Genomic DNA, 23762 nt, shown 5'->3' with positions numbered 1-23762 from the left:
CAGTCGACATCGATGTTGAATGTGCCACCCTCATCGCGGGCAAGCCCGCACATAGGGGATTTGTGTCGCCAGACTAGCCGCGATAGATCAACTGTGAAGCCTTCTCGTTGCGCATCGTCAGGTGCTCCACCCCCAGCCCCGGCGCCTCGGCGTCCTCGCGAGCCTTGAGGATCACACCGTGGTGCGCGGACTTGCTGCACACCGGGTCGGCATTGCTGGCATCGCCGGTCAGCATGAAGGCCTGGCAGCGGCAGCCGCCCAGGTCCTTGTGTTTTTCGTCGCAGGAGCGGCACGGCTCCTTCATCCAGTCATCGCCGCGAAAACGATTGAAGCCGAACGAGTCATTCCAGATGTGCGAGAGGCTGTGTTCACGCACGTTGGGAAACTGCACAGGCAACTGCCGGGCGCTGTGGCAAGGCAAGGCAGTACCGTCGGGGGTGATGTCGAGAAAAAGATTGGCCCAGCCGTTCATGCAGGTTTTGGGACGCTCTTCGTAGTAGTCCGGGGTGACGAAGATCAACTTGCACGGGTGGCCCTGGGCTTCCAGACGTTGGCGATATTCGTTGGTGACGCGCTCGGCACGCTGCAATTGCTCGCGGGTGGGCAACAGGCCTACGCGATTGAGTTCCGCCCAGCCGTAGAACTGGCAGGTGGCCAATTCGACGAAGTCCGCTTCCAGTTCCAGGCACAACTCGATGATCTGCGCGATCCGGTCAATGTTGTGCCGATGGGTGACGAAGTTCAGGACCATCGGGTAGCCCTGGGCCTTCACCGCCCTGGCCATGGCGAGTTTCTGGGCGAAGGCCTTGCGCGAACCGGCGAGCATGTTATTGACCGCTTCGTCAGCGGCCTGGAAGCTGATCTGGATATGGTCCAGCCCGGCCACCTTGAAGTCGCGCACTTTCTGCTCGGTCAGGCCGATGCCCGAGGTGATCAGGTTGGTGTAGTAACCCATGTCCCGGGCAGCCTTGATCAGCTCGGCGAGGTCCTGACGTACCAGCGGCTCGCCACCGGAAAAGCCCAATTGAGCGGCGCCCATGTCCCGCGCTTCGCGGAATACGCGAATCCATTCTTCCGTGCTCAGTTCCTCGCCGTGCCGGGCAAAATCCAATGGATTGGAGCAATAGGGGCATTGCAGCGGACAACGGTAGGTCAGCTCGGCGAGCAGCCACAACGGCGGTCCCGGCGGGGTCTCACTCGATCCAGAATTGCGCATGGGCCACCTCCAGAAACGCCAGCACATCCTCGTCAATTCCCGGCACACCGGGAAAATTCGCGGCCAGTAGATCGATGATCGTTGCGACACTGCGCTGACCGTTCACCAGACCGAGGATCTGACCGGCACTGCCATTGAGTTTGATCATGCCTTCGGGGTACAGCAGCACATGGCAATCCTGGCAAGGCTCCCATTGCAGGCGAAAACCACGACGCAAGGCCGGTGACTGTTGGCGGTTGATCAGGCTCACAGGGCAATCCCCCGGTGCCAGACGTTCTCGGCAGTGACCGTGTGATACGGCGGGCGTTCCAGCTCGTAGGCCATGCTCATGGCATCAAGCATGCTCCACAGCACGTCGAGTTTGAATTGCAGAATCTGCAGCATGCGTTGCTGCCCCTCTGCCGTCACGTAGTGCGCCAGGGTGATGCGCAAGCCGTGCTCGACATCGCGTCTGGCCTGACTCAGGCGCGTGCGGAAATAGTCGTAGCCGGCGGCTTCGATCCAGGGGTAATGGGTCGGCCAGGCGTCGAGTCGCGACTGATGGATCTGTGGGGCAAAGAGTTCGGTCAGCGAACTGCTGGCCGCTTCCTGCCAGCAGGCGCGACGGGCGAAATTGACGTAGGCATCCACCGCAAAGCGCACCCCGGGCAGCACCAATTCCTGGGACAGAATCTGCTCACGATCCAGCCCCACCGCTTCACCCAGGCGCAGCCAGGCTTCGATACCGCCCTCGCTGCCGGGGACGCCGTCGTGGTCGAGAATCCGTTGCAGCCATTCCCGGCGCACGTCACGGTCCGGACAGTTGGCCAGAATCGCGGCGTCCTTCAGCGGAATGTTGATCTGGTAGTAGAAACGATTGGCGACCCAGCCCTGGATCTGCTCGCGGCTGGCACGCCCGGCATACATGGCTTGATGGAAGGGATGGTGAATATGGTAGTAGGCGCCTTTGGCACGCAAGGCGGCTTCGAATTCGCTGGGGGTCATTGCGTTGTCAGTCATTGCGGTTCTCCGAGAGGTTCTGCGGCGTCTGGTCCGGCGTCATCGCGAGCAAGCTCGGCTCCCACAGGTGTTCGGTGTGAACACACATTTCATGTACAGCAGAAATCCATTGTGGGAGCGGGCTTGCCCGCGAAGGCGTCCTTCGCTACAGCTCAATACTCATGCCGTCATATGCCACTTCGATCCCGCGTCGCTCCAGCAAGGCGCGCTCGGCCGAGTCTTCATCAAGGATCGGATTGGTGTTGTTAATGTGGATCAGCACCTTGCGCTGGCGGGTAAAACCCTCCAGCACGTCCAGCATGCCGCCGGGGCCACTTTGCGACAGATGCCCCATTTCGCTGCCCAGGCTCTGGCCGACTTCGCAGATGCGCATTTCGTCATCACGCCACAGGGTGCCGTCCAGCAGCAGACAATCGGCACGTTGCATCCAGCCCAACACTTCATCGTCGACTTGCCCAAGGCCCGGCGCATAGAACAGCGAGGCACCGCTGCGCAGGTCTTCAATGAACAAGCCAATGGTGTCGCCCGGTTGCGGATTGCCGCGATTGGGCGAGTACGGCGGTGCATTGCTGACCAAGGGAATCGCCCGCCATTGCAGGTGCTCGCAGGCCGGCAGACTGAACGGCTGGCGATCCAGACCAATCGGCTGCCACTGCAACCCGCCATTCCAGTGCCGCAGCATGTTGAACAACGGGAAGCCGCTGCTCAGGTCCTGATGCACCCGCTCGGTGCACCAAACGGCATGCGGACAGCCTTCGCGCAGGCTCAGCAGGCCGGTGCAGTGATCGATCTGGCTGTCCAGCAGCACGACGCCCGCGATGGCGCTATCGCGCAACTGACGGGCCGGTTGCAACAGCGGGAAACTCTCGAGTTGCGCACGAATGTCCGGCGATGCGTTGCACAGCACCCAGTCCACCCCGTTGTCGCTCAGGGCAATCGACGACTGCGTACGACGCTGTGCTCGCAGGCTGCCATTGCGCACACCGGCGCACTGGCGGCAGTTGCAGTTCCACTGTGGAAACCCACCACCAGCGGCGGAACCGAGAACGCGGATGTGCATGGTGGAGGCTCCTTAAGGCAGGCCCGGCCAACCCGACGGCTGGCCGGGTGAGCAATCAACGGTTGGCGAAATACATCGTCACTTCGAAGCCAATGCGCAGATCGGTAAACGCGGGTTTAGTCCACATGGGTCAATCCTCTTCTTGTGCCGGGCGATTCCGGTAGAGCCATTAATGCACGGGGCGTTGAGTGCCCGAATGCTACTTTCGAAGGAGCTTTGGGGGTGATTTGGTAGGGGGTGTTGCACATGGATCGGGATACAGAAAACCAATGTGGGAGCGGGCTTGCCCGCGATGGCGGCCTGACGTTCAACATCAATGTTGAATGTGCTGTCCTCATCGCGGGCAAGCCCGCTCCCACAGGTTTTTCAGTGTTCTTGCGGAATCAGAAGAACCCCAGCGGATTGATGTCGTAACTCACCAACAGGTTTTTGGTCTGCTGGTAGTGATCGAGCATCATCTTGTGGTTTTCCCGACCGACGCCGGACTTCTTGTAGCCCCCGAACGCCGCGTGCGCCGGGTACAGGTGATAGCAGTTGGTCCAGACGCGCCCGGCCTTGATCGCCCGGCCCATGCGGTAGGCGCGGTTGATGTCGCGGGTCCAGAGGCCGGCACCGAGGCCGAACTCGCTGTCATTGGCAATCGCCAGGGCTTCGGCTTCGTCCTTGAAGGTGGTGATACCCACCACCGGGCCGAAGATTTCTTCCTGGAACACGCGCATTTTGTTGTGGCCCTTGAGCAGGGTCGGCTGGATGTAATAGCCGCTGGACAGGTCACCTTCAAGGCGCTCGGCGGCACCACCGGTGAGGAGCTCGGCGCCCTCCTCTTGAGCAATTTTCAGGTACGAGAGAATCTTGTCGTATTGCTGCTCCGACGCCTGGGCGCCGACCATGGTGTCGGTGTCCAGCGGGTTGCCGCGCTTGATCTTGACGATCTTTTTCATCACCTCGGCCATGAAGGGCTCGTAGATCGACTCCTGCACCAGCGCTCGTGAGGGGCAGGTGCACACTTCGCCCTGGTTGAAGAACGCCAGCACCAGACCTTCGGCCGCTTTTTCAATGAACTGTGGCTCGGCGTTCATGATGTCTTCAAAGAAAATGTTCGGCGACTTGCCGCCCAGCTCGACAGTGCTCGGGATGATGTTCTCGGCGGCGCAATGCATGATGTGCGCGCCCACCGGGGTGGAGCCGGTGAAGGCGATCTTGGCGATGCGCTTGCTGGTGGCGAGTGCTTCGCCGGCCTCGCGACCGAAGCCTTGAACGATGTTCAACACCCCTGCCGGCAGCAGGTCGGCGATGAGCTCGGCGAAGACCATGATCGACAGCGGCGTTTGCTCGGCAGGCTTGAGTACGATGCAGTTGCCGGCGGCCAGCGCCGGGGCGAGTTTCCAGGCCGCCATCAGCAGCGGGAAATTCCACGGAATGATTTGCCCGACCACACCCAGCGGCTCGTGGAAGTGATAGGCCGTGGTCAGCTCGTTGATCTCGGCAGCCCCGCCTTCCTGAGCGCGAATGCAGCCAGCGAAGTAACGGAAGTGGTCGGCGGCCAGCGGCACGTCGGCGTTCAGGGTTTCGCGCACGGCCTTGCCGTTGTCCCAGGTTTCGGTGACGGCAAGGATTTCCAGGTTTTGTTCGATGCGATCGGCAATTTTCAGCAGCACCCGTGAGCGGTCCTGAGCCGAGGTCTTGCCCCAGGCATCAGCCGCGGCATGGGCGGCGTCGAGCGCCTTGTCGATGTCAGCGGCGCTGGAGCGCGGGAACTCGGCAATCACCTCACCGGTGACGGGCGAGGTGTTGGTGAAATACTCGCCATTGATCGGTGCGACAAACTCGCCACCGATAAAGTTGCCGTAGCGTGGTTTGAAGGTAATGACGGCGCCTGGGGTTCCGGGTTGTGCGTAGATCATGGTGGGCCTCTGTCTGGGTCGATGCCTGTCGTACCAACAGGCGATGAACCGATACTAGAGAGCCCCGCGTACCAGACGAATGCGCCGTTGGCAGGGGGACTCTCGTTATTTGGTAGTAGGTGACGTCGATCAGTGCTTGGCGACGAGGTCTTTTGGCAGCTTGAAGGTCCAGAGCATGCCGCCCTGGTTAAAGTCCTTCACCCGCTTGGCTACTTCACCGCCCCACAACGGCACGGCGCCGCCCCAGCCGGAGAGGACCGACACGTATTGTTCGCCGTCCATTTCCCAGGTCACGGGTGAGCCGAGTACGCCGGAGCCCGTCTGGAACTCCCAGACTTTCTCGCCCGTCTTGGCATTGAACGCCTGCAGGAAACCTTCCGGCGTGCCGGTGAACACCAGGTTGCCCTTGGTGGTCAGCACCCCGCCCCACAGCGGCGCGTAGTTCTTGTGGCGCCAGACTTCCTTGCCGGTTTTCGGGTCAATGGCGCGCAGCACGCCGATGTAGTCTTCGTTCAATGGCTTGATGGTGAAGCCGGCACCGAGGAATGCCGCGCCTTTTTTGTAGGCGATGCCTTCGTTCCAGATGTCCATGCCCCACTCGTTGGACGGCACGTAAAACAGCCCGGTGTCCCTGTTGTAAGCCATCGGCATCCAGTTTTTCGCGCCGAGGAACGCTGGCGCTACGAAGACCGAACTGCCCTTGGCCTCAGAACCCGGGGCACCCGGACGGCTGGCTTCGTTGTAGATGGGCCGGCCGTTTTTATCGAGCCCGGTGGCCCAGGTGATCTTGTCCACGAACGGAAAACCACGGATGAATTTGCCGTTGGTGCGATCCAGTACATAGAAGAAACCGTTGCGGTCAGCGGTGGCCGCCGCTTTGATTTCTTTGCCACCCTCGGTGTAGTTGAACGACACCAGTTCGTTCACGCCGTCGTAGTCCCAACCATCATGGGGCGTGCTCTGGAAGTGCCATTTGATGGTGCCGTCGTCTGGATTTAGCGCCAGTCGCGACGACGAATAGAGGTTGTCGCCAGGGCGCAGGTGCGAGTTCCATGGCGCGGGGTTGCCAGTGCCGAACAGCAGCAAATTGGTTTCCGGGTCGTAGTAGCCACCCAGCCAAGGGGCGGCGCCACCGGTTTTCCAGAGGTCGCCCGGCCAGGTCTTGCCCGCCTCGCCGCCAGAGATGCCGTTTTCCACGGCTTTGCCGTCCTTGTAGACATAACCCATGTGGCCTTCGACGGTGGGACGGGTCCACAGCAGATCACCGTTTTTCGGGTCATAGGCTTCAATCTTGCCGACCACGCCGAACTCGCCACCAGCCACGCCGGTAATCAGTTTGCCGTTGATCACCAGCGGCGCGGCACTGATCGAATAGCCTTCCTTGTGGTCAGCGACTTTCTTGCTCCAGACCACCTTGCCGGTGTCCTTGTTCAGCGCCACGAGCTTGGCGTCGAGGGTGCCGAAAATCACCAGGTCGCCATACAACGCAACACCCCGGTTGATGACGTCGCAGCACGGGCGGATGTCATCCGGCAGACGTGCATCGTATTGCCAAAGCTTTTTGCCAGTGCGTGCATCCACGGCGAACACCCGGGAGTACGAGCCGGTCATGTACATCACGCCGTCCTTGACCATCGGCTGCGCTTGCTGGCCACGCTGTTTTTCACCACCGAAGGAAAACGCCCAGGCCGGCCGCAATTCCTTCACGTTATCGACGTTGAGAATGTCCAGCGGGCTGTAGCGCTGCCCCTGGACACCCAGGCCGTTGGTGACGACTTGCTCCGGGTTTTTCGGGTCCTGGAGAATGTCCTGGTCGGAGACGGCGGCCAATGCCTGGCCGGACAACAGCATGGCACTGAGCAGCAGGCTCAAGACGAAGGGCTGGCGACGTACGGGTTGAGTCATGACGGCTACCTCTGCGGTTTTTGTTATTAGCGGGAAAGTTTCCCGGTGTAGTGCAGATTCTTGGGCGCCACTGCCGCGACAACAATTACCCGCAATAAGGAGATTCCTAATCCCTTAGTAGCGGGTCGAATTCGTACAGGCCTTACCGGCTTGCGCCGGAATCGACCCGGGTCATCTGCCCACGCTCGTAACGCGTGTACAAATGGCTGACGCTGCGAATCAGTTCGTAGCGGCTCAGGTTGATGCTGGCGAAGCGTTCAGGGATGGGGCTGCGGATGATCTCGGCCATGTCGCTGCCGTTAGCCGCGCCGTCGCGCAGCAGTTGATCGAGCCAGGTGAGGTAGTCACGCATTTGCTCAAAGGGGCCTGAGTCGCTGGCCACCGGGCCGTGGCCGGGCACGATCAGCGTCCATGGCAAGCCCTGCAGCGTGGCGATGTCCGCCAGCCACACCGACAACCCGGGGCTGTTGGGGGTGGTCAGGGCCCGCTGATAAAACACCAGGTCCCCGGCAAACAGCACGCCGGTTTGCTGGTCGAGAATAGCCAGATCCGCCCCTGAGTGCCCACCCAGGCTCAGCAAGCGCAAATCGTGATTCCCAAAACTGTAGAGACCCGGCGTCAATTCTTGGCGAGGCAACACCACTTCGGTGCCGCGCATCCAGTCCCCCACCATTCGATACAGGTTCTCGGCCATCGCATCACCTTGTTGATGCAACAGCTCGGTGGTGCCGGCCAAGGCACCAATCGGCACGTCGGTGAAGGCCTGATTGCCCAGCACATGGTCCGGGTGATGGTGCGTCAATAACACCTGGATCACCGGTTTATCCGTGATGGCGGCAATCGCCTTGCGCATCGCTTCGCCATAATGTTTCGACGGCCCGGTGTCGATGACCACCACGCCGCGCTCGGTGACGATGAAGGCGGTGTTGACGATGTTGCCGCCGTTATCCTTGGCAAAATTATCGGTGCTGCCCTCCAGCAACCAGGTGTCCTGGGCGATCTGTCGGGGCTTGAGTGAATATTCAAGGTCGGCCAATGCCGACAGACTGACGCTAAACACAATCAGCAGTATCCAGCGCATGAAACGCTCCTTTGGGTCAGGGAATGGCCGCATCAAATTCGTTGCCGCTGGTGTCCCGCACGAACAGGCGTGTCTGCCCTGCCCCTTCGATGTCGAAGGTCAGGTTGGGGTTTTCACTGACGGCGGGAAACAACTCAAGCCGGGCCAACACCTGACCGTCCTGGTCCTTCAATTCGGCATGGTTGATGAAAAATTCCGGGATACCGCTGACCATGCCGTTGTCCATCGGATGCGCCACCTGCACACGTAATCGGCTGAACTCACTGCGTGGATAGCGGCCACCCAGCACTTCGCCAATGTGTTCCTCCCAGCCTGGCTGGGTGCGCACGACGCTCGGCGCGGTGCAGCCACCGCCCGCCGCGTCGATCAGGGTCGAACCGACGTGCCATAGCCCATCACGGGTCAATACCGCCGCGCGCAACGGCGTGGCCTGTTCGATGCGAATCCGCACCGACAGCCACGGCAGCACACGGTCCAGCGGCTGGAAGTCGACAATTTTCGGCAGCGGGTTGAGCTCGGCCCAGGCGAGGATTTTCACCACCTCGCCCTTGAACGAGCGGGCATCGATTTCCAGTGGCACTTGCCGGGCATCTTCGGCAAACGGCGGCGCCAGCAGCTTCACTCGCTCATCAAAAACAAAGGGGGCGTCACCAAGCATCTGCTTGTGATAGAAGCCCCACATCACCGACGGCACCGGGTCCTTGCCCGGATCGATATTCGCGGCCTGAACGATCCAGGGAAACCAGCAGGCCAACAGACATGTCACTCGCCAGCTCATCAACTGCTCCTATTGATACATCTCGGGCACGTCATACCGCAGGCCGTAATGGCTGTAGATCGTTTTCACCGAGCCGTCGCGGATGAGGCCTTCCAGTGCCTCTTCCACGGCATAGGCCAATTGCCGATTGCTTTCATGCACCGCCATGCCGATTTCCCAAAGCTGTTTGCCCATGTTCGGATAGGCGTTCTCCGCCAGTGCCACTTGCGGGTCGGCCGCTTCATGCACCTGCCAGTCAATTTCGCCACGCATGGCCATCACCGCGTCGACCTCTCCGGCCTTCATGGCCGCAAATGCCTGGGGTACGCCTGGGTAGTGGTGGGTTTTGCCGGCGAGCATGCCGTTGAACACCGAGGTCAGGTAGAACGACGGCACGCTGTCGACCTCGACGCCAATCGGGTGGTGCTCGAACACTGCAACGCTGGCGACCTTGTCCAGTCGGCGACGATCGTAAGCCACTTGCCATTGTTCGTTCTGGTAGGGGCCGAACATCACCACATGGCCGTTTTCCAGTTCGCCCAATTCGTTGCGCCTCTGCGCGTAGTCACGGTCGTAGGGCACCCGCATCATCAGGTCGGCCAGTTTCTGGTTGTGCAGTGCACTGGCGCGCCATATGTAGTCGCGCAGATCGTCGTCGAGCTTTTCACCGGCAGGCGCCCACATCAGCGTCAAGCGCACACCGAGTGCCTTGGCCAACGCCTCGGCGAGTTCTACATCAACGCCTCGGGGCTGGCCGGCTTGCTCAAAACTGTAAGGGGCGAAGTCTTTGTAGACCGCCACTTTCAGTTCCCCGGCGGCGATCATTTCGTCGTAATTGCGAACCTGCGCCTGCACCGCCTGGCAGCACAGCCACACAGCGCTGATCAATACCGCGAGCAGACGCATGGGGTTACTCCTCGACGTGAACGCTGTCCAGATAAGTGCGCACCGCCCACAACGCTTCCTGGCTCAAGTAGTCAGCCATTTTCGGCATGTAGACCCGGCCGTCACGCACTGCGCCATGACGGACGCGTTCGACAAACCACTCATCTCCCGACTCAGCGACATCCAGCATGCGCAAGTCAGGGGCAATCCCGCCGGACTTGGCTTCCAGGCCATGGCACGCCGCACAGTTCTGGTTGTAGGCCGACGAGCCGATTTCCAGCGCTTTGTCGTGCTCCGGGGAGGTGCGGTAGGGGTTCACTGCCGCCCAGCCATCGCCATCGACCTGAACACCGGCGTCCTTGATGGGCGTCAGGCCTTTTGTTTCCACGGCTTGAGGCACCACGTTGCCGTGAGCCCATACGGAACCCGCACTGATAACACCGGCCAGCAGCCCGGCGACAAGTAAGGCGTTGCGTTTTGTTGTCATTGTTATGCCCTCTGGATTGCACGCAAAACCTCTTGGCAGAGGCTATGGCACCCATCTTAGAAACGGCTTCGCATTCACCCCATGCTGCTTTGGTGTTCGCCGCCTAGTCCCTTGGTAGTAAGGCGATGGATCGACACCGGGAGCAAGCCTAGCGACCCGGGGTGGCGGGCAACACGGGTAACGGCAGTGGATGCGGGCCGTGAAGCCGGTCGACGCCGATCAGGGTCAAAATCAGCAAAAAAGGCAGGAGCAGCGCTTTGATAATTCGCATGGACGTTCTCCTCCCTGGCGATGACCGTTGCAGCCCATGCTAGAGCCGCGCCGCACGGGGCGAGTTACTACCTTGGTACTGGCCGACCGGTACTTTCTGCATATTTCCTCGGCTCCACGGGCTTCCTATGCTGGCGCTACCTGTAAAGGAGTGCCCTATGCGCCAGCTTGCCCCTTACGCCTTGCTCTACCTGCTGGCGATTGCCTGCGCTGCTGGCGTGGCCACCCACAGCCAGGCGGCAGACGCGCCATTGCAGGTGCGAATCGGCTACCTGGGGTATCGCCCCGATCCGGGGCCACTGTTGTCGAACGTCATTCCCGAGCCGGCTGATGCCGGGCTGCGCGGCGCCGAACTGGCGATCACCGACAGCAACAGCACCGGGCGTTTTCTCAACCATGGTTACAGCCTGCTCAGCGCCAGCGTCGACAATCCGCAAGCCTTGCTTGAAGCGGCCAAAAACCAGCACGCACAGGGCCTGCGTCTGTTTGTGGTGAACGCTCCGGTCGACACCTTGCGCCAACTCAGCGCTGCCCTGCCCGACAGCCTGCTGTTCAACGCCGGCAGTCCCGACGACCGCTTGCGCACCACCGATTGCTTGCCGAACGTGCTGCACACCTTGCCGAGTCGGGCGATGCTCGCCGATGCCCTGGCGCAATTTCTGGTGGTGCGCAAATGGCAGCGGGCGCTGCTAATTGTCGGCCCGACTCCTGACGATCAAGCCTATGCCGCCGCCCTGCGCCGCGCCGCCAAGCGCTTCGGTCTGCAACTGGTCGCGGAAAAACCCTGGAGCTTCGATAACGATCAACGCCGCAGCGCCCAAGCCGACATGCCGCTGTTCACCCAGACCGCCGAATATGACGTGGTGCTGGTGGCCGATGAACGCGGCGACTTCGGTGAATACGTGCCCTACCAGACCTGGTTCCCGCGCCCGGTCGCCGGCACTCAGGGCCTGACCCCGGTGGGCTGGCACAAGACTGTGGAAACCTACGGCGCTGCGCAGCTGCAAAAGCGTTTTGAAGCCCTGGCCGGACGCTGGATGAACGACCGCGATTTCGCTGCGTGGATCGCCGTGCGCAGCATCGCCAGCACCGTGAGCAAACTGGGGCAGACCGAGCCGATGGCGATCCGGACGCTTGAAATCAGCGATCAACTGCCGCTGGACGGTTTCAAGGGACGCAAGCTCAGTTATCGCCCATGGAACGGCCAATTGCGCCAGCCGATCCCCATCGTCCAGCCCCGGGCACTGGTCAGTACCTCACCGCAGGACGGCTTTCTGCACCCCTTCAACGAAATGGACAGCCTGGGCTACGACAAGCCCGAGGTCAGCTGCCGCTTTCCCTGACTCGATAATTACAACAACAAGGAATCCGCCATGCGCCGCACCCTGCTTTCATGCGCCCTGCTGCTCGCCGCCGGCCATGCCGCTGCCAGTACCGCCTGGGTCTCCAACGAAAAGGACAACACCCTGAGCCTGATCGACATGCAGACTCAGCAAGTCACCGACACCTTGCCCGTCGGCCAGCGCCCGCGCGGCCTGCTGCTGTCCCATGACAACAAGCTGCTGTACATCTGCGCCAGCGACTCGGACCGGGTCCAGGTGATGGACGTGGCCACGCGCAAGATCATCAAGGAACTGCCTTCAGGCAAAGACCCCGAACAATTCGCCCTGCACCCCAACAACCGCTGGTTGTACGTCTCCAACGAAGACGATGCGCTGGTCACCGTGATCGACACCGAAACCTCCAAAGTGCTCGGCCAGATCAACGTCGGCGTCGAGCCCGAAGGCATGGCCGTCAGCCCCGACGGCAAGTGGGCGGTGAACACCAGCGAAACCACCAACATGCTGCACTGGATCGACACCAGCACCCAGACCCTGGCCGACAGCACCCTGGTGGACCAGCGACCGCGCTTTGTCGAGTTCAATCAGGACGGTTCACAGCTTTGGGCTTCAGCGGAAATTGGCGGCACGGTGACGATTCTCGATGTGGCCAGCCGCAAGATCCTCAAGACCCTGAACTTCCAGATCAAAGGCGTGCACCCGGACAAGGTCCAGCCGGTGGGGATCAAGCTCAGCGCCGATGGCAAGTACGCTTTCGTCGCACTCGGCCCGGCCAATCATGTGGCGGTCATCGATGCCAAGACATTCGACATCCTCGACTACCTGCTGGTGGGCCGGCGTGTCTGGCAGTTGGCATTCACACCGGACCAAAAACAACTGCTGGCCACCAATGGCGTCAGCGGTGATGTGTCGATCATCGATGTCGAAAGCCTGAAGGTGAGCAAATCGGTGAAAGTCGGACGCTACCCGTGGGGCGTGGTGGTGACGCCATGAACGCCCTGGAAGTCAGCGACCTGAGCTTCGCCTACGGCCCCCGGGAAGCCTTGCGCCATTTGAATTTCAGCCTGGAACCGGGGCGTTTCGCCGCTTTACTGGGCCCCAACGGCGCCGGCAAATCGACCCTGATCGCCCTGCTGACCCGGCTCTATGACCTGCAACACGGTGACATCCGGGTCGGTGGAAATTCATTGCGCCAGGCACCACGCCCGGCGCTCAAGCAGTTAGGTGTGGTGTTTCAGCAAAGCACGCTGGACCTGGACCTCAGCGTTGAGCAGAACCTGCGTTATCACGCGGCGTTGCACGGCTTGTCGCGGCGCCAGACCAGCCTCCGTGTCGACGCCGAGTTGACCCGTCAAGCCCTGACTGAACGCCGCCACGAACGGGTGCGCGAACTCAATGGCGGTCATCGCCGTCGGGTAGAAATCGCCCGCGCCCTATTGCATGAGCCGCGCCTGTTGCTGCTTGACGAAGCCAGTGCAGGGCTCGATCCCGCCAGTCGCCTGGCGCTCAACCAGCACATTCGCAACCTGTGCCGCGAGCACCACATCAGCGTGCTCTGGGCCACTCATTTACTGGACGAAGTGCAGGCCGGCGACGATTTGCTGATTCTCCATCTGGGCCGGTTGGTGGCCAGCGGACAGGCCAGTGAATTGAGCCTGGAATACGGCGCAGACCTCGGCTCAGTCTTTACCCGCCTGACCACGTTGGCGACCACAGGAGTTGCTCGATGAATGCTTACTGGCAATGTTTTAGCGGCATCGTGTTGCGCGAATGGCTGCGCTTTGTGTTGCAGCGCACGCGATTTCTCAGTGCGCTGGTACGGCCGCTGTTGTGGCTACTCGTGTTCGCCGCCGGTTTCCGGGCGGCCCTGGGCATCGCGATCATCGAGCCCTACGACACCTACATTCCGTACGAGGTCTACATCATCCCTGGCCTTGCCTGCATGATTCTGCTGTTCAACGGCATGCAAGGCTCGCTGTCGATGGTGTACGACCGCGAAATGGGCAGCATGCGCGTGCTGCTGACCAGCCCGCTGCCGCGAACCTTTCTGCTGTGCAGCAAGCTGTTGGCCACTTCACTGATTTCACTGCTGCAGGTCTATGCCTTTTTGGCGATTGCCTGGGTTTACGGCGTGCAGCCACCGGCCATGGGTTTGATGATTGCCCTGCCCGCGCTGTTGCTGGTGGCGTTGATGCTCAGCGCACTCGGCCTGTTGCTGTCGAACGCCATTCGCCAATTGGAGAATTTTGCCGGGGTGATGAATTTCGTGATCTTCCCGCTATTTTTCCTGTCATCGGCGTTGTATCCGCTGTGGAAAATGCGTGAGGCCAACGAGTGGTTGTACTGGCTGTGCGCGATGAACCCGTTCACTCATGCGGTGGAGCTGGTGCGGTTTGCCCTTTATGAACGCTACAATCCGCTCGCCCTGGCGGTGTGTGGGGGGCTGACGATCTTATTCGCGTTACTCGCCGTGCTCACCTTCAACCCGCAGCATGCGGCCTTGCGCAAAGCCGGCTAATGACACAGCGCCGCACCGTTGATCTTCATTGAACACGGCAAAATTACTACTTTAGTACGGGTTTACCTGTCTATCGTCTCATTCCCAACGCACCCCGACTGGCATGTAATAGGTTCATAACTATAAGGATTGAACCCATGCCGCGTGCCCGACGTTGTCTGTTGCGCCCTACTCTCGCTGCGCTGTCGCTGAGCCTGTTGCTGGGCACCGCGCAGGCTGAGCCAGCGCTGTTTTCGCCCGATGGCTATCGCATCGACCTGTACCGCAGCCCGACGCCCAACAGCCTGCAAGGCGCGACGCTGATTGACACCCCTGCCCTGCAAGACCTGCTCAGTCAAACCCCTGCCCCGATTCTGATCGACGTCTATCGCCGCCAATGGCTGCAAGGGCGTTTTATCGAAGACCAGCCCCATGAAAACCTGCCCGGCAGTCATTGGCTGGCCAATACCGGCGACGGCAACCTGACGCCCGACTGGCAGGCTTACTTTGCGCGAAACCTGAAGGCATTGACCGCCGGCGATCCGGCGCAACCGCTGGTCTTCTATTGCCGCTCCGACTGCTGGTTGAGCTGGAACGCGGTTAAACGTGCCGCCACCATGGGCTATAAGACGTTGTATTGGTATCGCGACGGCCTGGACGCCTGGCAAGCGGCAAACCTGCCCGTGACGCCCGCCCGGCCCGAACCTTTCCCCTGACCTTTACGCTGGCGTGTTGTTGCCACACCATAATCAAAATAATGAGGTGAAAGGCTATGTACAAAATTCTGATTGCCGACGATCACCCGCTGTTCCGCGAAGCAATTCATAACGTCATCAGCGATGGTTTCCCGAACAGCGAAGTCATGGAAACGGCCGACCTCGACAGTGCCCTGGCGCTCACTCAGGAACACGACGACCTGGACCTGATCCTGCTCGACCTGAACATGCCCGGCATGCATGGTCTCAATGGCCTGATCAACCTGCGCAACGAGGCGCCCACCATTCCGGTGGTGATTGTCTCCGCCGAGCAGGACAAACAGATCGTCCTGCAAGCCATCACTTACGGCGCCGTGGGCTTCATCACCAAGTCTTCGCCACGCACGCAGATGACCGACGCCATCCAGCAAATCCTCAATGGCAATGTCTACCTGCCCCCGGACATCATTCGCACGACCAAAAGCAGCACTCACCGGCGGATGAACGACACTCCGAGCTTCCCGCCCGAACTGCTCCAGGCCCTGACCCGCAAGCAATTGCAGGTGCTCGAACGCATGACCAAAGGTGAGTCGAACAAGCAGATCGCCTACACCCTGGAAATTGCCGAAACCACGGTCAAGGCCCACGTCTCGGCAATCCTGCGCAAACTCAACGTGCACAACCGGGTGCAGGCGATCTTGAGTGCCGGGGATATTGATTTCGGGTCTTATTTGCGGCGTTGAAATTAGGGGCAACCGATGGACCGCGTCGCCCCCATCGCGAGCAAGCTCGCTCCCACAGGTACAACGCGACCCTTATGGGAGCAAGCCTTCAAGGCCTGCCGAGTAGATGGCTCATCGCGGTCTTGAGCTTCATTGGCCGCACCGGTTTGTGCATCAGGGTATGGCCCAACTCACGGATTTGCAGTTTGAGTTCATTGCTGTAGTTGGCCGTGATCATCATTGCCGGGATCGGTGAAGCCCGACGGGCATTGATCCGGGCGACGGCGTCGACACCGTTCTGATCGTTGTCCAGATGGTAGTCCGCGATCAGCAGGTCGGCCTCGGCGTGGTAGTTGTCCACTTGCCGGGCCAGGTCCTCTTCCGACAGCGCCGTGACCACCCGACAGCCCCACCCTTCCAGCAACGTGCGCATACCGGCGCAAATGGTCGCGTCGTTGTCCAGCACCCATACCCGCGCGCCGCGCAAGCGCTCAAGCATCGGCTCGCTCATCTGCAATGTCGGCTGAGGCTTGGGCGCTGTTGCACTCAACGGCACTTCGACCGAGAACATCGAACCCTTGCCCGGCCAGGAGCGCACCTGAATGCGATGCCCGAGAATGCCGGCAATTTTCTCGACAATTGCCAGGCCCAGTCCCAGGCCGCGATCCTGATCCGGACGCTGCACGTCACCGCGTTTGAACTCCTGAAAAATCTCTTCCAGGCGATGTTCGGCGATGCCCATGCCCGTGTCCCAGACCTGAATCAATAACCGCTGGTGATGGCGTCTGCAGCCCAAAACCACACGACCGCTGTAGGTGTAACGAATCGCATTGCTCAACAAATTGCGCAGGATGCGCGCCAATAGCTGGATGTCACTGCGCACCAAGGCCGAACAGGCAACAAAGCGCAGTTCAAGGCCCTCGCTGCGCGCCACCTGGGTGTATTCAGCCGCCAGGTTTTCCAACAGTTCGCTCAGGGCGAACGGCGCAATATCGGCCTTGATCACCCCGGCATCCAGCTTGGAAATATCCACCAGCGTGCCCAACAGGTTTTCCACGTCTTCCAGGGAGTTACTGACATTGCGCACCAGAATTTCGTTGGAGATGGGCTCGCGCCGCTCCATCAATGCACTGGTGAACAATCGTGCGGCGTTCAGCGGTTGTAGCAGGTCATGGCTGACCGCCGCCAGAAACTTGGTCTTCGACAGGTTGGCCTGCTCGGCTTCAAGCTTGGCCTCGCGCAAACGGGATTCCACCCGACGACGCTCTTCGATTTCACGCAACAACTGGTCATTGAGGGTGGTCAGTTCTGCGGTGCGCTCACACACCCGCAGCTCAAGATTCTGGTACGCCTGGTGCAACGCCTCAGCGGTGCGGCGGCGTTCGGTGATGTCGCGAATCAACACGAAAATCCCCACCACCTCCCCTGTAGCCAGTCGATTGGGCACATAGGAGCGCAGCATGTAGCGTTCCTGATTATTGACGTTGGTCTCGGCGAACTCGAACGTGACGCTCTCACCGGCCAACGCCCGGGCCACGTAAGACTCCAGGCGCTGGTAATGCTGTTCGCTGTGCACTTCACGCAGGCTCTGACCGAGCATCACGCCACGGGGCCAGCAGTACCACTCTTCGTAAACTTTGTTGGTGAACTCGTAAACCAGATCGGCATTGAGGTAGGCGATCAGCGCCGGGACGTGGTCGGTGATCAGGCGAATCCAGCGCTCGCTTTCACTCAGCGCCTCGGCGTGCTGGTAGCGCTCGGTGATGTCGGTGAAGGTGTTGACGAATCCGCCAGTGGGCAGCGGATGCGTGCGGATCTCCAGGACCCGGCCGTCATAGAGGCGTTGCTCGCATTCCTGTACGGGCCGACCGTTGCCATCGCGACTGGCCGGGGTGAGCAAATTCAACTCCGTGTCGGCAATCACTTCGGCAAACGGTCGATGGGCCGCAACCGGTGCCAGGCCGCTCAATTCGAGGAAACGCCGGTTCCACAACTCCAGGATGCCGTCGGCGTTGACCATGGCCACCCCTTGGGACAGGTTATCGACCGCCCGCTGCAACAAATGCGATTTCTGCGCCACGGCCTGCTCGCGGCGCACGGTTTCGCTGAGTTTAACGTCAGTAATGTCGGTGAACAGGATGACCCGCCCGCCTTCCTGAGTCGGCCGCTCGCTGACCTGCAGCCAACGTCCGTTCAGCAGGCGATAGAGCAGGCTCTCGTCAGCATTGCCGCGCGGTTCTTCGGTGAACAACCCGTTGTTCATCATCAGGCGCTTGACCTCGGTCAGGCGCATGCCCGCGTTGATCCGCACCCGGCTGTTGCTCCAGAACGCCTTGAAGCGGCTGTTGAACAAGACAATTCGCTGGTCGGCGTCGAACAATACAAAGGCATCGGAAATGCTCTCGATGGCATCGATCAGATGTCGATGCGCCGTTTCGGCGCGCAAGCGTGCCTCACTGAGCAAATGATTGCCGGCCTTGAGTTCGGCCATGGCCTGGTTCAAGGCATCGGTGCGCTCACGCACCTGCTCGGCCAGCACCACTGAGTGCTGGAACGCCGCATATGGATCGTTGCCACGCGTGATGCCGGACTCGATGCGCTCGATCAGCGCCGCGTTGATGCGTTGAAGTTTGTGGTTATCGTGCAGCAGGCTGGCGACTTCTGCCTGGAGTTCAGCGGTGCCCCGGGGACCGGCCTCGGGCAATGGCAACGCCGGTGAAGGTCTGGTTGATGTGCATGCCATTGAACTGTTCTCCGTAGGTGTTGAAACCCATCACCCGCTGCTCGCGCAAAAACGTTCCGATTGCGTCGAGACTGCCGTCGTCTTCCAGCTCCAGACGCCTGAGAAAGCAGTCACAACCGATGGTCAGCAACAAGTCGCCCAAGCGCTCCTGTAACCCCTCGAACAGGTTTTGCAGGTTCGGCAACATCGGGCCTGGGGTCATGGCGGTGAGCACGATGCCGTTCTCCACGGCGCAGTAAAAACTCAGGCTCAAGTCCGGGTGCACCTGCTGAATGGCGCGCACGTAATACTGTTCGTTGATGCGCACGGCCAAGGGGTGTGCAGCGAAGATCCGGTGATCCAGCTCATCAACCGGAACGCCAATGTGCCGGGCGTACTCGGCGGCGGCCGGTTCGGCGTTGAGTTCATAGACTCGGCGCGAGGCGCTGTCGGCCCCGGTGACCACCAGTTTTTCGGCCCTGGGCAGAATGTGGTGGGTGGTGAACACTTCAAAATCCAGCCAGGTATTGACCAGCACCACCACTGCCGCGCCGCTGTGGAATTCGCCGTCGAAGTAAACGTGGGTATGGGTCAGGTAATTGTCGTCACCGGCCGAACCGCCAAAATGCGGAATGTCGCCCAACGCGGCACTGAGCGCCGCGAGGACCATTTCTTCACGGCTGGACAAACCATCGAGCAACGTCAGGGCAAAGCTGTTGCCCTTGATCGGGGCCAGGGTGTTACTGCGACAGCCACTGACCAGACGCTCGACCATTTGCTGGGCATCGATCAGGCTGAAGTGCTCCATTTCGTCGATCAGCTCGACAGCAATGGAGAAATGCCGATGATCAAAACCCACCGCCGTCACGCAATTACGCCCATAGCCCAGCGGGGTGATTTCCCCCGCGCTGGTGCAACCCACCAGACGAATACCGCCGAAGCTGTGTTGCAAGGCCTGCCCTAGCGCCTGCAAGTCATACTCGGCGGAACAGAAAAACAGCACGAAGCCCAGATGCGGGTGCAACAATTGCCGCGCCAGTTCTTGCGCCACCTGCCGGGCATCGGTGGCTTGGGACATTGCGCTGACAATGCCTGCGCCTTGGGCCTGCTCCATGATCGCCCCCCGCAGGTGCGTAGATATGAGGCATGAGTGTACGAAGCCTGTGGGTCGTAACGAATGCTACTTGGGTAGCGGGTAACCACTTCGATGGGATGAGAAGGGTCGAGACCCCGGCTGCGATGCGCACAGCCAGGGTCACGACCAAGGGTTACCAGGTCAACACGGCCCCCACCGCAACGGTATCGGTGTTTTCGTTCTGGGCGCTGGTGTCATGACCGTTGATTTCGAACTGGTTGTACTCGGCGACAAGTTTGAGGTTGTCATTCACGTCATGGAACAGCGCAATACCGCGCGTTTCGTAGTCCGCGCCACTGCCGACCACGCCATTGCCGTCATCGTTGGTCTTGCCGTAGGAAAGGGCCAGGCGGTTTTTGCCCAGTTTGTAGGAACCTTGCAGCAGGTATCCGTCGCTGTCGACGTTGCGCAAGGTTGGCTCGCCTGCGTTGTTGGTGAAGAACGGATTGATGCCTTTGGCCTGGAACCCGGACCCGGTGAGAGACAACCCGCCCATCTTCGCCTGCACGCCATAGCCAACCCCTTTGGAGGTGACCGTGTTGACGGTGGAGTCGGTATTGTCCGAAGTCTGGTAACTGCCATTGACCCAGCTGTAGATCTTCGCCCCGGCGACGTCGAACTGATACGTGACCTCGCTCTCGGTGCGCGGGTTTTCCTGATAAGCCTTGCCCGTCGGGCTGCTGTCGTTGGTATCAACCGGGTCCATGATCCCGACCGCTACACGCAAACCGTCCATGACCGGCGTGCGGTAGGTGATCTGCGATGTCGGGAACGGATACGGATACCCGGTGCCGATGTTGCCGAACGAGACGCCGCCGCCATCCACCAACCCCAAGGTATCGCTGACCTGACCGTAACCGGCGAGCATTTCATCGAGCAGGATGTTGGAGCGGGCAAACAGGCCGAAGTCCTTGCCGATCAGCACTTCACCCCACTCAGCGTTTGCCACCGTACCGTAGAACTGCCGCACATCGATGGCGGTGTCGGTGCTGTTGGTCTGGCTGTCGTTGATGGTCACCCAAAACGAGGCCCGGGCACCGAGCTTCAGGTCATCGACCTGCTTGCCCATGTTGAAGCCCAGGTAGTTGGGCAGAAACCCCATCTTTACCCGCGCCTGTCGGCGGTCGAACTGATCACCGGCACGGTCGACATCGCTGTTCACATAAAATGCGTTGATGTAGCCGTCGGTCGAGAATGTGGTCTGGTCCTTGTCATACAGCATGATCTCGGCCTCGGCCATTGAGCTCAGGCCAAGGCCGGACAGGCTGGCGATGAAGAGGGGTAAAAAGCGATGCTTGACGTTCTTATTGTTGTACATGGCGCGCTCCGCGACAGGGGACGAGGTGTCGGAAGCGATTATCGAAAGGTGACCGGCGGCGCCATACGCTGCCTTGGGAGCGGTGCTCAAGTGCTTTGGCAGGGCCGGGAACGCATGACAACTACGGTGTAAGACCGGCCGTCGGCACGGCCCGGAACTCAAGGTGTAGGTCTGTTGACCCACTTGGAAGTCATAGACCTCAGTACTGGCTAAACGCCTACTCTGAACAGCATATAAGCCGCAATCACCATGCAGATGCTGGCAAAGCCCACCTGCAGCGCCCGGGCCGGCACATGCGCACAAAGCTTGCGGCCAACGATCATGCCGACGATGCTGGCGACGATGAAGATTGCGCCGAGACTGTCGATTCGCACGCCGGCATGAAACGCACCGATCACGCCGATGGCGGAAATCAGGCTGATCACCATCAAGGAAGTGGCAACGATGCCGCGCATCTGCACATCAGTGAGCTGCTTGAACGCCGGGACAATCAGAAAACCGCCGCCCACCCCAAGCAGCCCCGACACCACACCGGTAACCGCGCCGAGCGCGGCCAAGGTCGCCGTACATTTGGCAGTCCAGGAAAAACGCCCGGTCTGCTGATCGAGCATGCAGTTTTTCTGGCCCCAGTTGGCGTGGCCGTGATCGCTTGGCCCTTCGTCCTTGCGTTCACGTCGCAGCATCCGCCAGGCAACCATGACCATCAGCATACTGAACAGGACCATCAGGATTTTTTCCGGCAACTGATGGGCGAAGTAAATGCCGACCGGTGAAAACACCGCGCCGAGTAACGCGATCAGCAACGCCGCGCGATAACGCACCAGGCCATGCCGCAATCCGTCAATCGCCCCGACCGCCGCCGCACTGCCCACGGCAAACAAGGCGACGGGTGCCGCTTGGGTCATGGTCAAGCCCAGCCCCAATACCAGGGCCGGCACCGCAAGAATGCCGCCACCGGCCCCGGTCAACCCGAGGACCAGGCCCATGACCACCCCAAAAAAACTCGCCAGCAACATAAACCACTCGTGATCTGCGAAAAAAGCCGGGACCGCCCGGTATCGATGACTGACAGGATAGAGCCCGCGCAGATTTTTTCATCATTTGAATTAATCCGGGCTGGCCAATGCGGGGAAAATGAATCTACCCTCAGCACTCGCCCAGTAAGAAACGCTCACCATGCCTGCCCTGATCAAAGCCTTCCTCGACCCCGCCTCGTCGACCTATAGCTACGTGATTTATGAAACCGATGGCGGCCACTGCGCCATCGTCGACCCGGTGCTCGATTACGACCCGGCGGCCGGGCGGACCGCGACCACCCAACCCGACAAGATCATCGCCTTTGTTCGTGAACATCAGTTGCAGGTGCAATGGCTGCTGGAAACCCACGCCCATGCCGATCACTTGTCTGCCGCGCCTTACCTGCGCCGCGAGCTGGGCGGCAACATTGCGATTGGCCAGTCGATCAGCCTGGTTCAGGGCGTGTTCAAAAACCTGTTCAACCTGGAGCCGGAATTTCGCATTGACGGCTCGCAGTTCGATCATCTGTTCGCACCGGATGAGTCGTTCATGATCGGCAACCTCAAGGCCACCGCCCTGCACGTACCCGGCCACACGCCGGCGGACATGGCTTACCTGGTCGACGGCGATGTGATTCTGGTGGGCGACACCCTGTTCATGCCGGATGTGGGCACCGCGCGTTGCGACTTTCCCGGCGGCAACGCGAATCAGTTGTTTACCTCGATCCAGAAATTGCTGGCGTTTCCGGCCAGCGTGCGCCTTTACATCTGTCACGATTACCCGCCCGAAGGCCGCGAATCCCAGTGCATGACCACGGTCGGCGAACAGCGTAAAAGCAACATTCACGTGCATGACGGCATTGATGAGGCCGCCTTCGTTGAAATGCGCACGCGCCGCGACGCCGGGTTGGGCATGCCGAACCTCCTGCTGCCGGCGATTCAGGTGAATGTGCGGGCCGGGAATCTGCCGCCGCCTGAGGACAATGGCGTGACGTACCTGAAAATCCCCATCAACAAACTCTGACGGTCGATTACTTCCACGCTGACTCCCCACCCTTCGCAGCTGTCGAGCACCGCGAGGCTGCGTCTGCGGTTTACCTGACAAAACTCGATGGCCAGGTTTGCGACGGCTGCGCCGCCGGACGCTGCCTCGCGTGGCTCGTCAGCTGCTACGGGGACGGGGTCAGCTCGAAAGGGTCAGGCCGTTGGCCGGCAATGGCAGTGCGGTTTTGTAGCGCACTTGCTTGAGGGCGAAGCTTGAACGGATGTTCGCAACGCCAGGGACTTTGGTCAGGAAATCCATCATGAAGCGCTCCAGCGACTGAATGGTAGGCACCAGCACCCGGATCAAATAGTCCGGGTCGCCAGCCATCAAATAGCACTCCATCACTTCCGGGCGATCCGAGATCGCCTCCTCAAAATGTTGCAACGCTTCTTCCACCTGCTTCTCCAGGCTCACGTGAATGAACACATTGACGTGCAGCCCCAACAGGTCGGCATCCAGCAACGTCACCTGCTCACGAATCAAGCCCAGTTCTTCCATCGCCTTGACCCGGTTGAAGCACGGTGTCGGCGACAAGTTGACCGAGCGTGCGAGGTCGGCGTTGGTGATGCGCGCATTCTCCTGAAGGCTGTTGAGAATGCCGATATCGGTACGGTCCAATTTGCGCATGAGACAAAACCACCTGTTTTTTTTGTATATGCAGATTTTTTATCCCCAAATGATCTCCACTGCAACGAAACAGAGATAAAT

At 60.4% G+C, this 23762-nt stretch carries 24 protein-coding genes; 7 read left to right on the top strand and 17 right to left on the bottom strand.

The features are described 5' to 3' along the window. Nucleotides 1–73: 73 nt before the first annotated feature. The 12 genes from pqqE to BMS17_RS30805 form a co-directional block, all read right to left on the bottom strand. Nucleotides 74–1216 carry a pyrroloquinoline quinone biosynthesis protein PqqE gene (gene pqqE / locus BMS17_RS25170; RefSeq protein ID WP_046031419.1) on the bottom strand — a complete coding sequence of 381 codons (1143 nt, stop codon included), beginning with the start codon at nucleotides 1214–1216 and terminating at the stop codon, nucleotides 74–76. Then, entirely contained in the window at nucleotides 1194–1466 is a 273-nt protein-coding gene (gene pqqD / locus BMS17_RS25165; protein ID WP_046031420.1) for a pyrroloquinoline quinone biosynthesis peptide chaperone PqqD, read from the bottom strand. The genes pqqE and pqqD overlap by 23 nt, the downstream gene beginning before the upstream one ends. Continuing rightward, nucleotides 1463–2215 carry a pyrroloquinoline-quinone synthase PqqC gene (gene pqqC / locus BMS17_RS25160; RefSeq protein WP_046031421.1) on the bottom strand — a complete coding sequence of 251 codons (753 nt, stop codon included), beginning with the start codon at nucleotides 2213–2215 and terminating at the stop codon, nucleotides 1463–1465. The genes pqqD and pqqC overlap by 4 nt, the downstream gene beginning before the upstream one ends. Nucleotides 2216–2360: 145 nt before the next feature. Then, the gene (pqqB, locus tag BMS17_RS25155; protein WP_077432023.1) at nucleotides 2361–3275 is read right to left on the bottom strand and encodes a pyrroloquinoline quinone biosynthesis protein PqqB; all 915 of its coding nucleotides are present in this window, start codon (nucleotides 3273–3275) and stop codon (nucleotides 2361–2363) included. Between the two features lie 55 nt (nucleotides 3276–3330). Continuing rightward, entirely contained in the window at nucleotides 3331–3402 is a 72-nt protein-coding gene (pqqA, locus tag BMS17_RS25150) for a pyrroloquinoline quinone precursor peptide PqqA (RefSeq protein WP_003253598.1), read from the bottom strand. 256 nt (nucleotides 3403–3658) lie between these two features. Then, the gene (locus BMS17_RS25145) at nucleotides 3659–5179 is read right to left on the bottom strand and encodes an aldehyde dehydrogenase family protein (protein ID WP_046031423.1); all 1521 of its coding nucleotides are present in this window, start codon (nucleotides 5177–5179) and stop codon (nucleotides 3659–3661) included. A gap of 129 nt (nucleotides 5180–5308) precedes the next feature. After that, a complete protein-coding gene (locus BMS17_RS25140) occupies nucleotides 5309–7084 on the bottom strand; it encodes a PQQ-dependent methanol/ethanol family dehydrogenase (protein ID WP_046031424.1) in 1776 nt (591 codons plus the stop codon). Nucleotides 7085–7226: 142 nt separating this feature from the next. Continuing rightward, entirely contained in the window at nucleotides 7227–8165 is a 939-nt protein-coding gene (locus BMS17_RS25135; RefSeq protein WP_077432022.1) for a quinoprotein relay system zinc metallohydrolase 1, read from the bottom strand. Between the two features lie 16 nt (nucleotides 8166–8181). Further along, nucleotides 8182–8943, bottom strand: a complete 762-nt coding sequence (locus BMS17_RS25130; protein WP_046031426.1) for a quinoprotein dehydrogenase-associated SoxYZ-like carrier — start codon at nucleotides 8941–8943, stop codon at nucleotides 8182–8184. Between the two features lie 9 nt (nucleotides 8944–8952). Continuing rightward, entirely contained in the window at nucleotides 8953–9828 is an 876-nt protein-coding gene (locus BMS17_RS25125; protein ID WP_077432021.1) for an ABC transporter substrate-binding protein, read from the bottom strand. Nucleotides 9829–9832: 4 nt separating this feature from the next. Continuing rightward, the gene (gene pedF, locus BMS17_RS25120) at nucleotides 9833–10294 is read right to left on the bottom strand and encodes a cytochrome c-550 PedF (protein WP_077432020.1); all 462 of its coding nucleotides are present in this window, start codon (nucleotides 10292–10294) and stop codon (nucleotides 9833–9835) included. Nucleotides 10295–10442: 148 nt separating this feature from the next. Then, nucleotides 10443–10565 (bottom strand): hypothetical protein, encoded by a 123-nt coding sequence (locus BMS17_RS30805; RefSeq protein ID WP_256577226.1) that lies wholly within the window; start codon nucleotides 10563–10565, stop codon nucleotides 10443–10445. 157 nt (nucleotides 10566–10722) lie between these two features. On the opposite strand from BMS17_RS30805, the gene BMS17_RS25115 reads away from it, so the two are divergent. The 6 genes from BMS17_RS25115 (at nucleotide 10723) to BMS17_RS25090 (ending at nucleotide 15839) form a co-directional block, all read left to right on the top strand. Continuing rightward, nucleotides 10723–11907, top strand: coding sequence for an ABC transporter substrate-binding protein (locus BMS17_RS25115; protein WP_077432019.1), 1185 nt, complete (start codon nucleotides 10723–10725; stop codon nucleotides 11905–11907). A gap of 30 nt (nucleotides 11908–11937) precedes the next feature. After that, nucleotides 11938–12897 carry a YVTN family beta-propeller repeat protein gene (locus BMS17_RS25110; protein WP_046031430.1) on the top strand — a complete coding sequence of 320 codons (960 nt, stop codon included), beginning with the start codon at nucleotides 11938–11940 and terminating at the stop codon, nucleotides 12895–12897. Next, nucleotides 12894–13634 carry an ABC transporter ATP-binding protein gene (locus tag BMS17_RS25105; RefSeq protein WP_077432018.1) on the top strand — a complete coding sequence of 247 codons (741 nt, stop codon included), beginning with the start codon at nucleotides 12894–12896 and terminating at the stop codon, nucleotides 13632–13634. The genes BMS17_RS25110 and BMS17_RS25105 overlap by 4 nt, the downstream gene beginning before the upstream one ends. Continuing rightward, complete coding sequence (locus BMS17_RS25100; protein ID WP_046031432.1) at nucleotides 13631–14422, top strand: ABC transporter permease; 792 nt, start codon at nucleotides 13631–13633, stop codon at nucleotides 14420–14422. Before BMS17_RS25105 ends, BMS17_RS25100 begins: the two co-directional genes overlap by 4 nt. Nucleotides 14423–14559: 137 nt before the next feature. Then, a complete protein-coding gene (locus tag BMS17_RS25095) occupies nucleotides 14560–15117 on the top strand; it encodes a PQQ-dependent catabolism-associated CXXCW motif protein (RefSeq protein ID WP_046031433.1) in 558 nt (185 codons plus the stop codon). Nucleotides 15118–15173: 56 nt separating this feature from the next. After that, nucleotides 15174–15839, top strand: a complete 666-nt coding sequence (locus tag BMS17_RS25090) for a response regulator transcription factor (protein ID WP_046031434.1) — start codon at nucleotides 15174–15176, stop codon at nucleotides 15837–15839. 88 nt (nucleotides 15840–15927) lie between these two features. On the opposite strand, the gene nahK is transcribed toward BMS17_RS25090, so the two are convergent. The 4 genes from nahK to BMS17_RS25070 form a co-directional block, all read right to left on the bottom strand. Continuing rightward, entirely contained in the window at nucleotides 15928–18522 is a 2595-nt protein-coding gene (gene nahK / locus BMS17_RS25085; RefSeq protein WP_139348148.1) for a hybrid sensor histidine kinase/response regulator NahK/ErcS', read from the bottom strand. Further along, on the bottom strand, nucleotides 18491–19654 hold the full coding sequence (gene nosP / locus BMS17_RS25080; protein WP_046031436.1) for a nitric oxide-sensing protein NosP: 1164 nt from the start codon (nucleotides 19652–19654) through the stop codon (nucleotides 18491–18493). Before nosP ends, nahK begins: the two co-directional genes overlap by 32 nt. Before the next feature lie 154 nt (nucleotides 19655–19808). Beyond that, nucleotides 19809–20993, bottom strand: coding sequence for a porin (locus BMS17_RS25075; RefSeq protein ID WP_077432016.1), 1185 nt, complete (start codon nucleotides 20991–20993; stop codon nucleotides 19809–19811). 209 nt (nucleotides 20994–21202) lie between these two features. After that, nucleotides 21203–22009 (bottom strand): sulfite exporter TauE/SafE family protein, encoded by an 807-nt coding sequence (locus BMS17_RS25070; RefSeq protein ID WP_077432015.1) that lies wholly within the window; start codon nucleotides 22007–22009, stop codon nucleotides 21203–21205. 160 nt (nucleotides 22010–22169) lie between these two features. Here BMS17_RS25070 and BMS17_RS25065 point away from each other — a divergent pair, with 160 nt between their 5' ends. Then, a complete protein-coding gene (locus BMS17_RS25065; protein WP_046031439.1) occupies nucleotides 22170–23033 on the top strand; it encodes an MBL fold metallo-hydrolase in 864 nt (287 codons plus the stop codon). A 159-nt stretch (nucleotides 23034–23192) separates the two neighbouring features. Here the strand turns inward: BMS17_RS25065 and bkdR are convergent, their stop codons facing one another. Continuing rightward, the gene (gene bkdR / locus BMS17_RS25060; protein ID WP_027923281.1) at nucleotides 23193–23681 is read right to left on the bottom strand and encodes a Bkd operon transcriptional regulator BkdR; all 489 of its coding nucleotides are present in this window, start codon (nucleotides 23679–23681) and stop codon (nucleotides 23193–23195) included. Nucleotides 23682–23762: the final 81 nt, after the last annotated feature.

This window comes from Pseudomonas sp. C9 (assembly GCF_002000165.1).
Classification (GTDB): domain Bacteria; phylum Pseudomonadota; class Gammaproteobacteria; order Pseudomonadales; family Pseudomonadaceae; genus Aquipseudomonas.
Note: the sequence above shows the minus strand (reverse complement) of the source record. Positions and strands in the feature narration are given on the sequence as shown.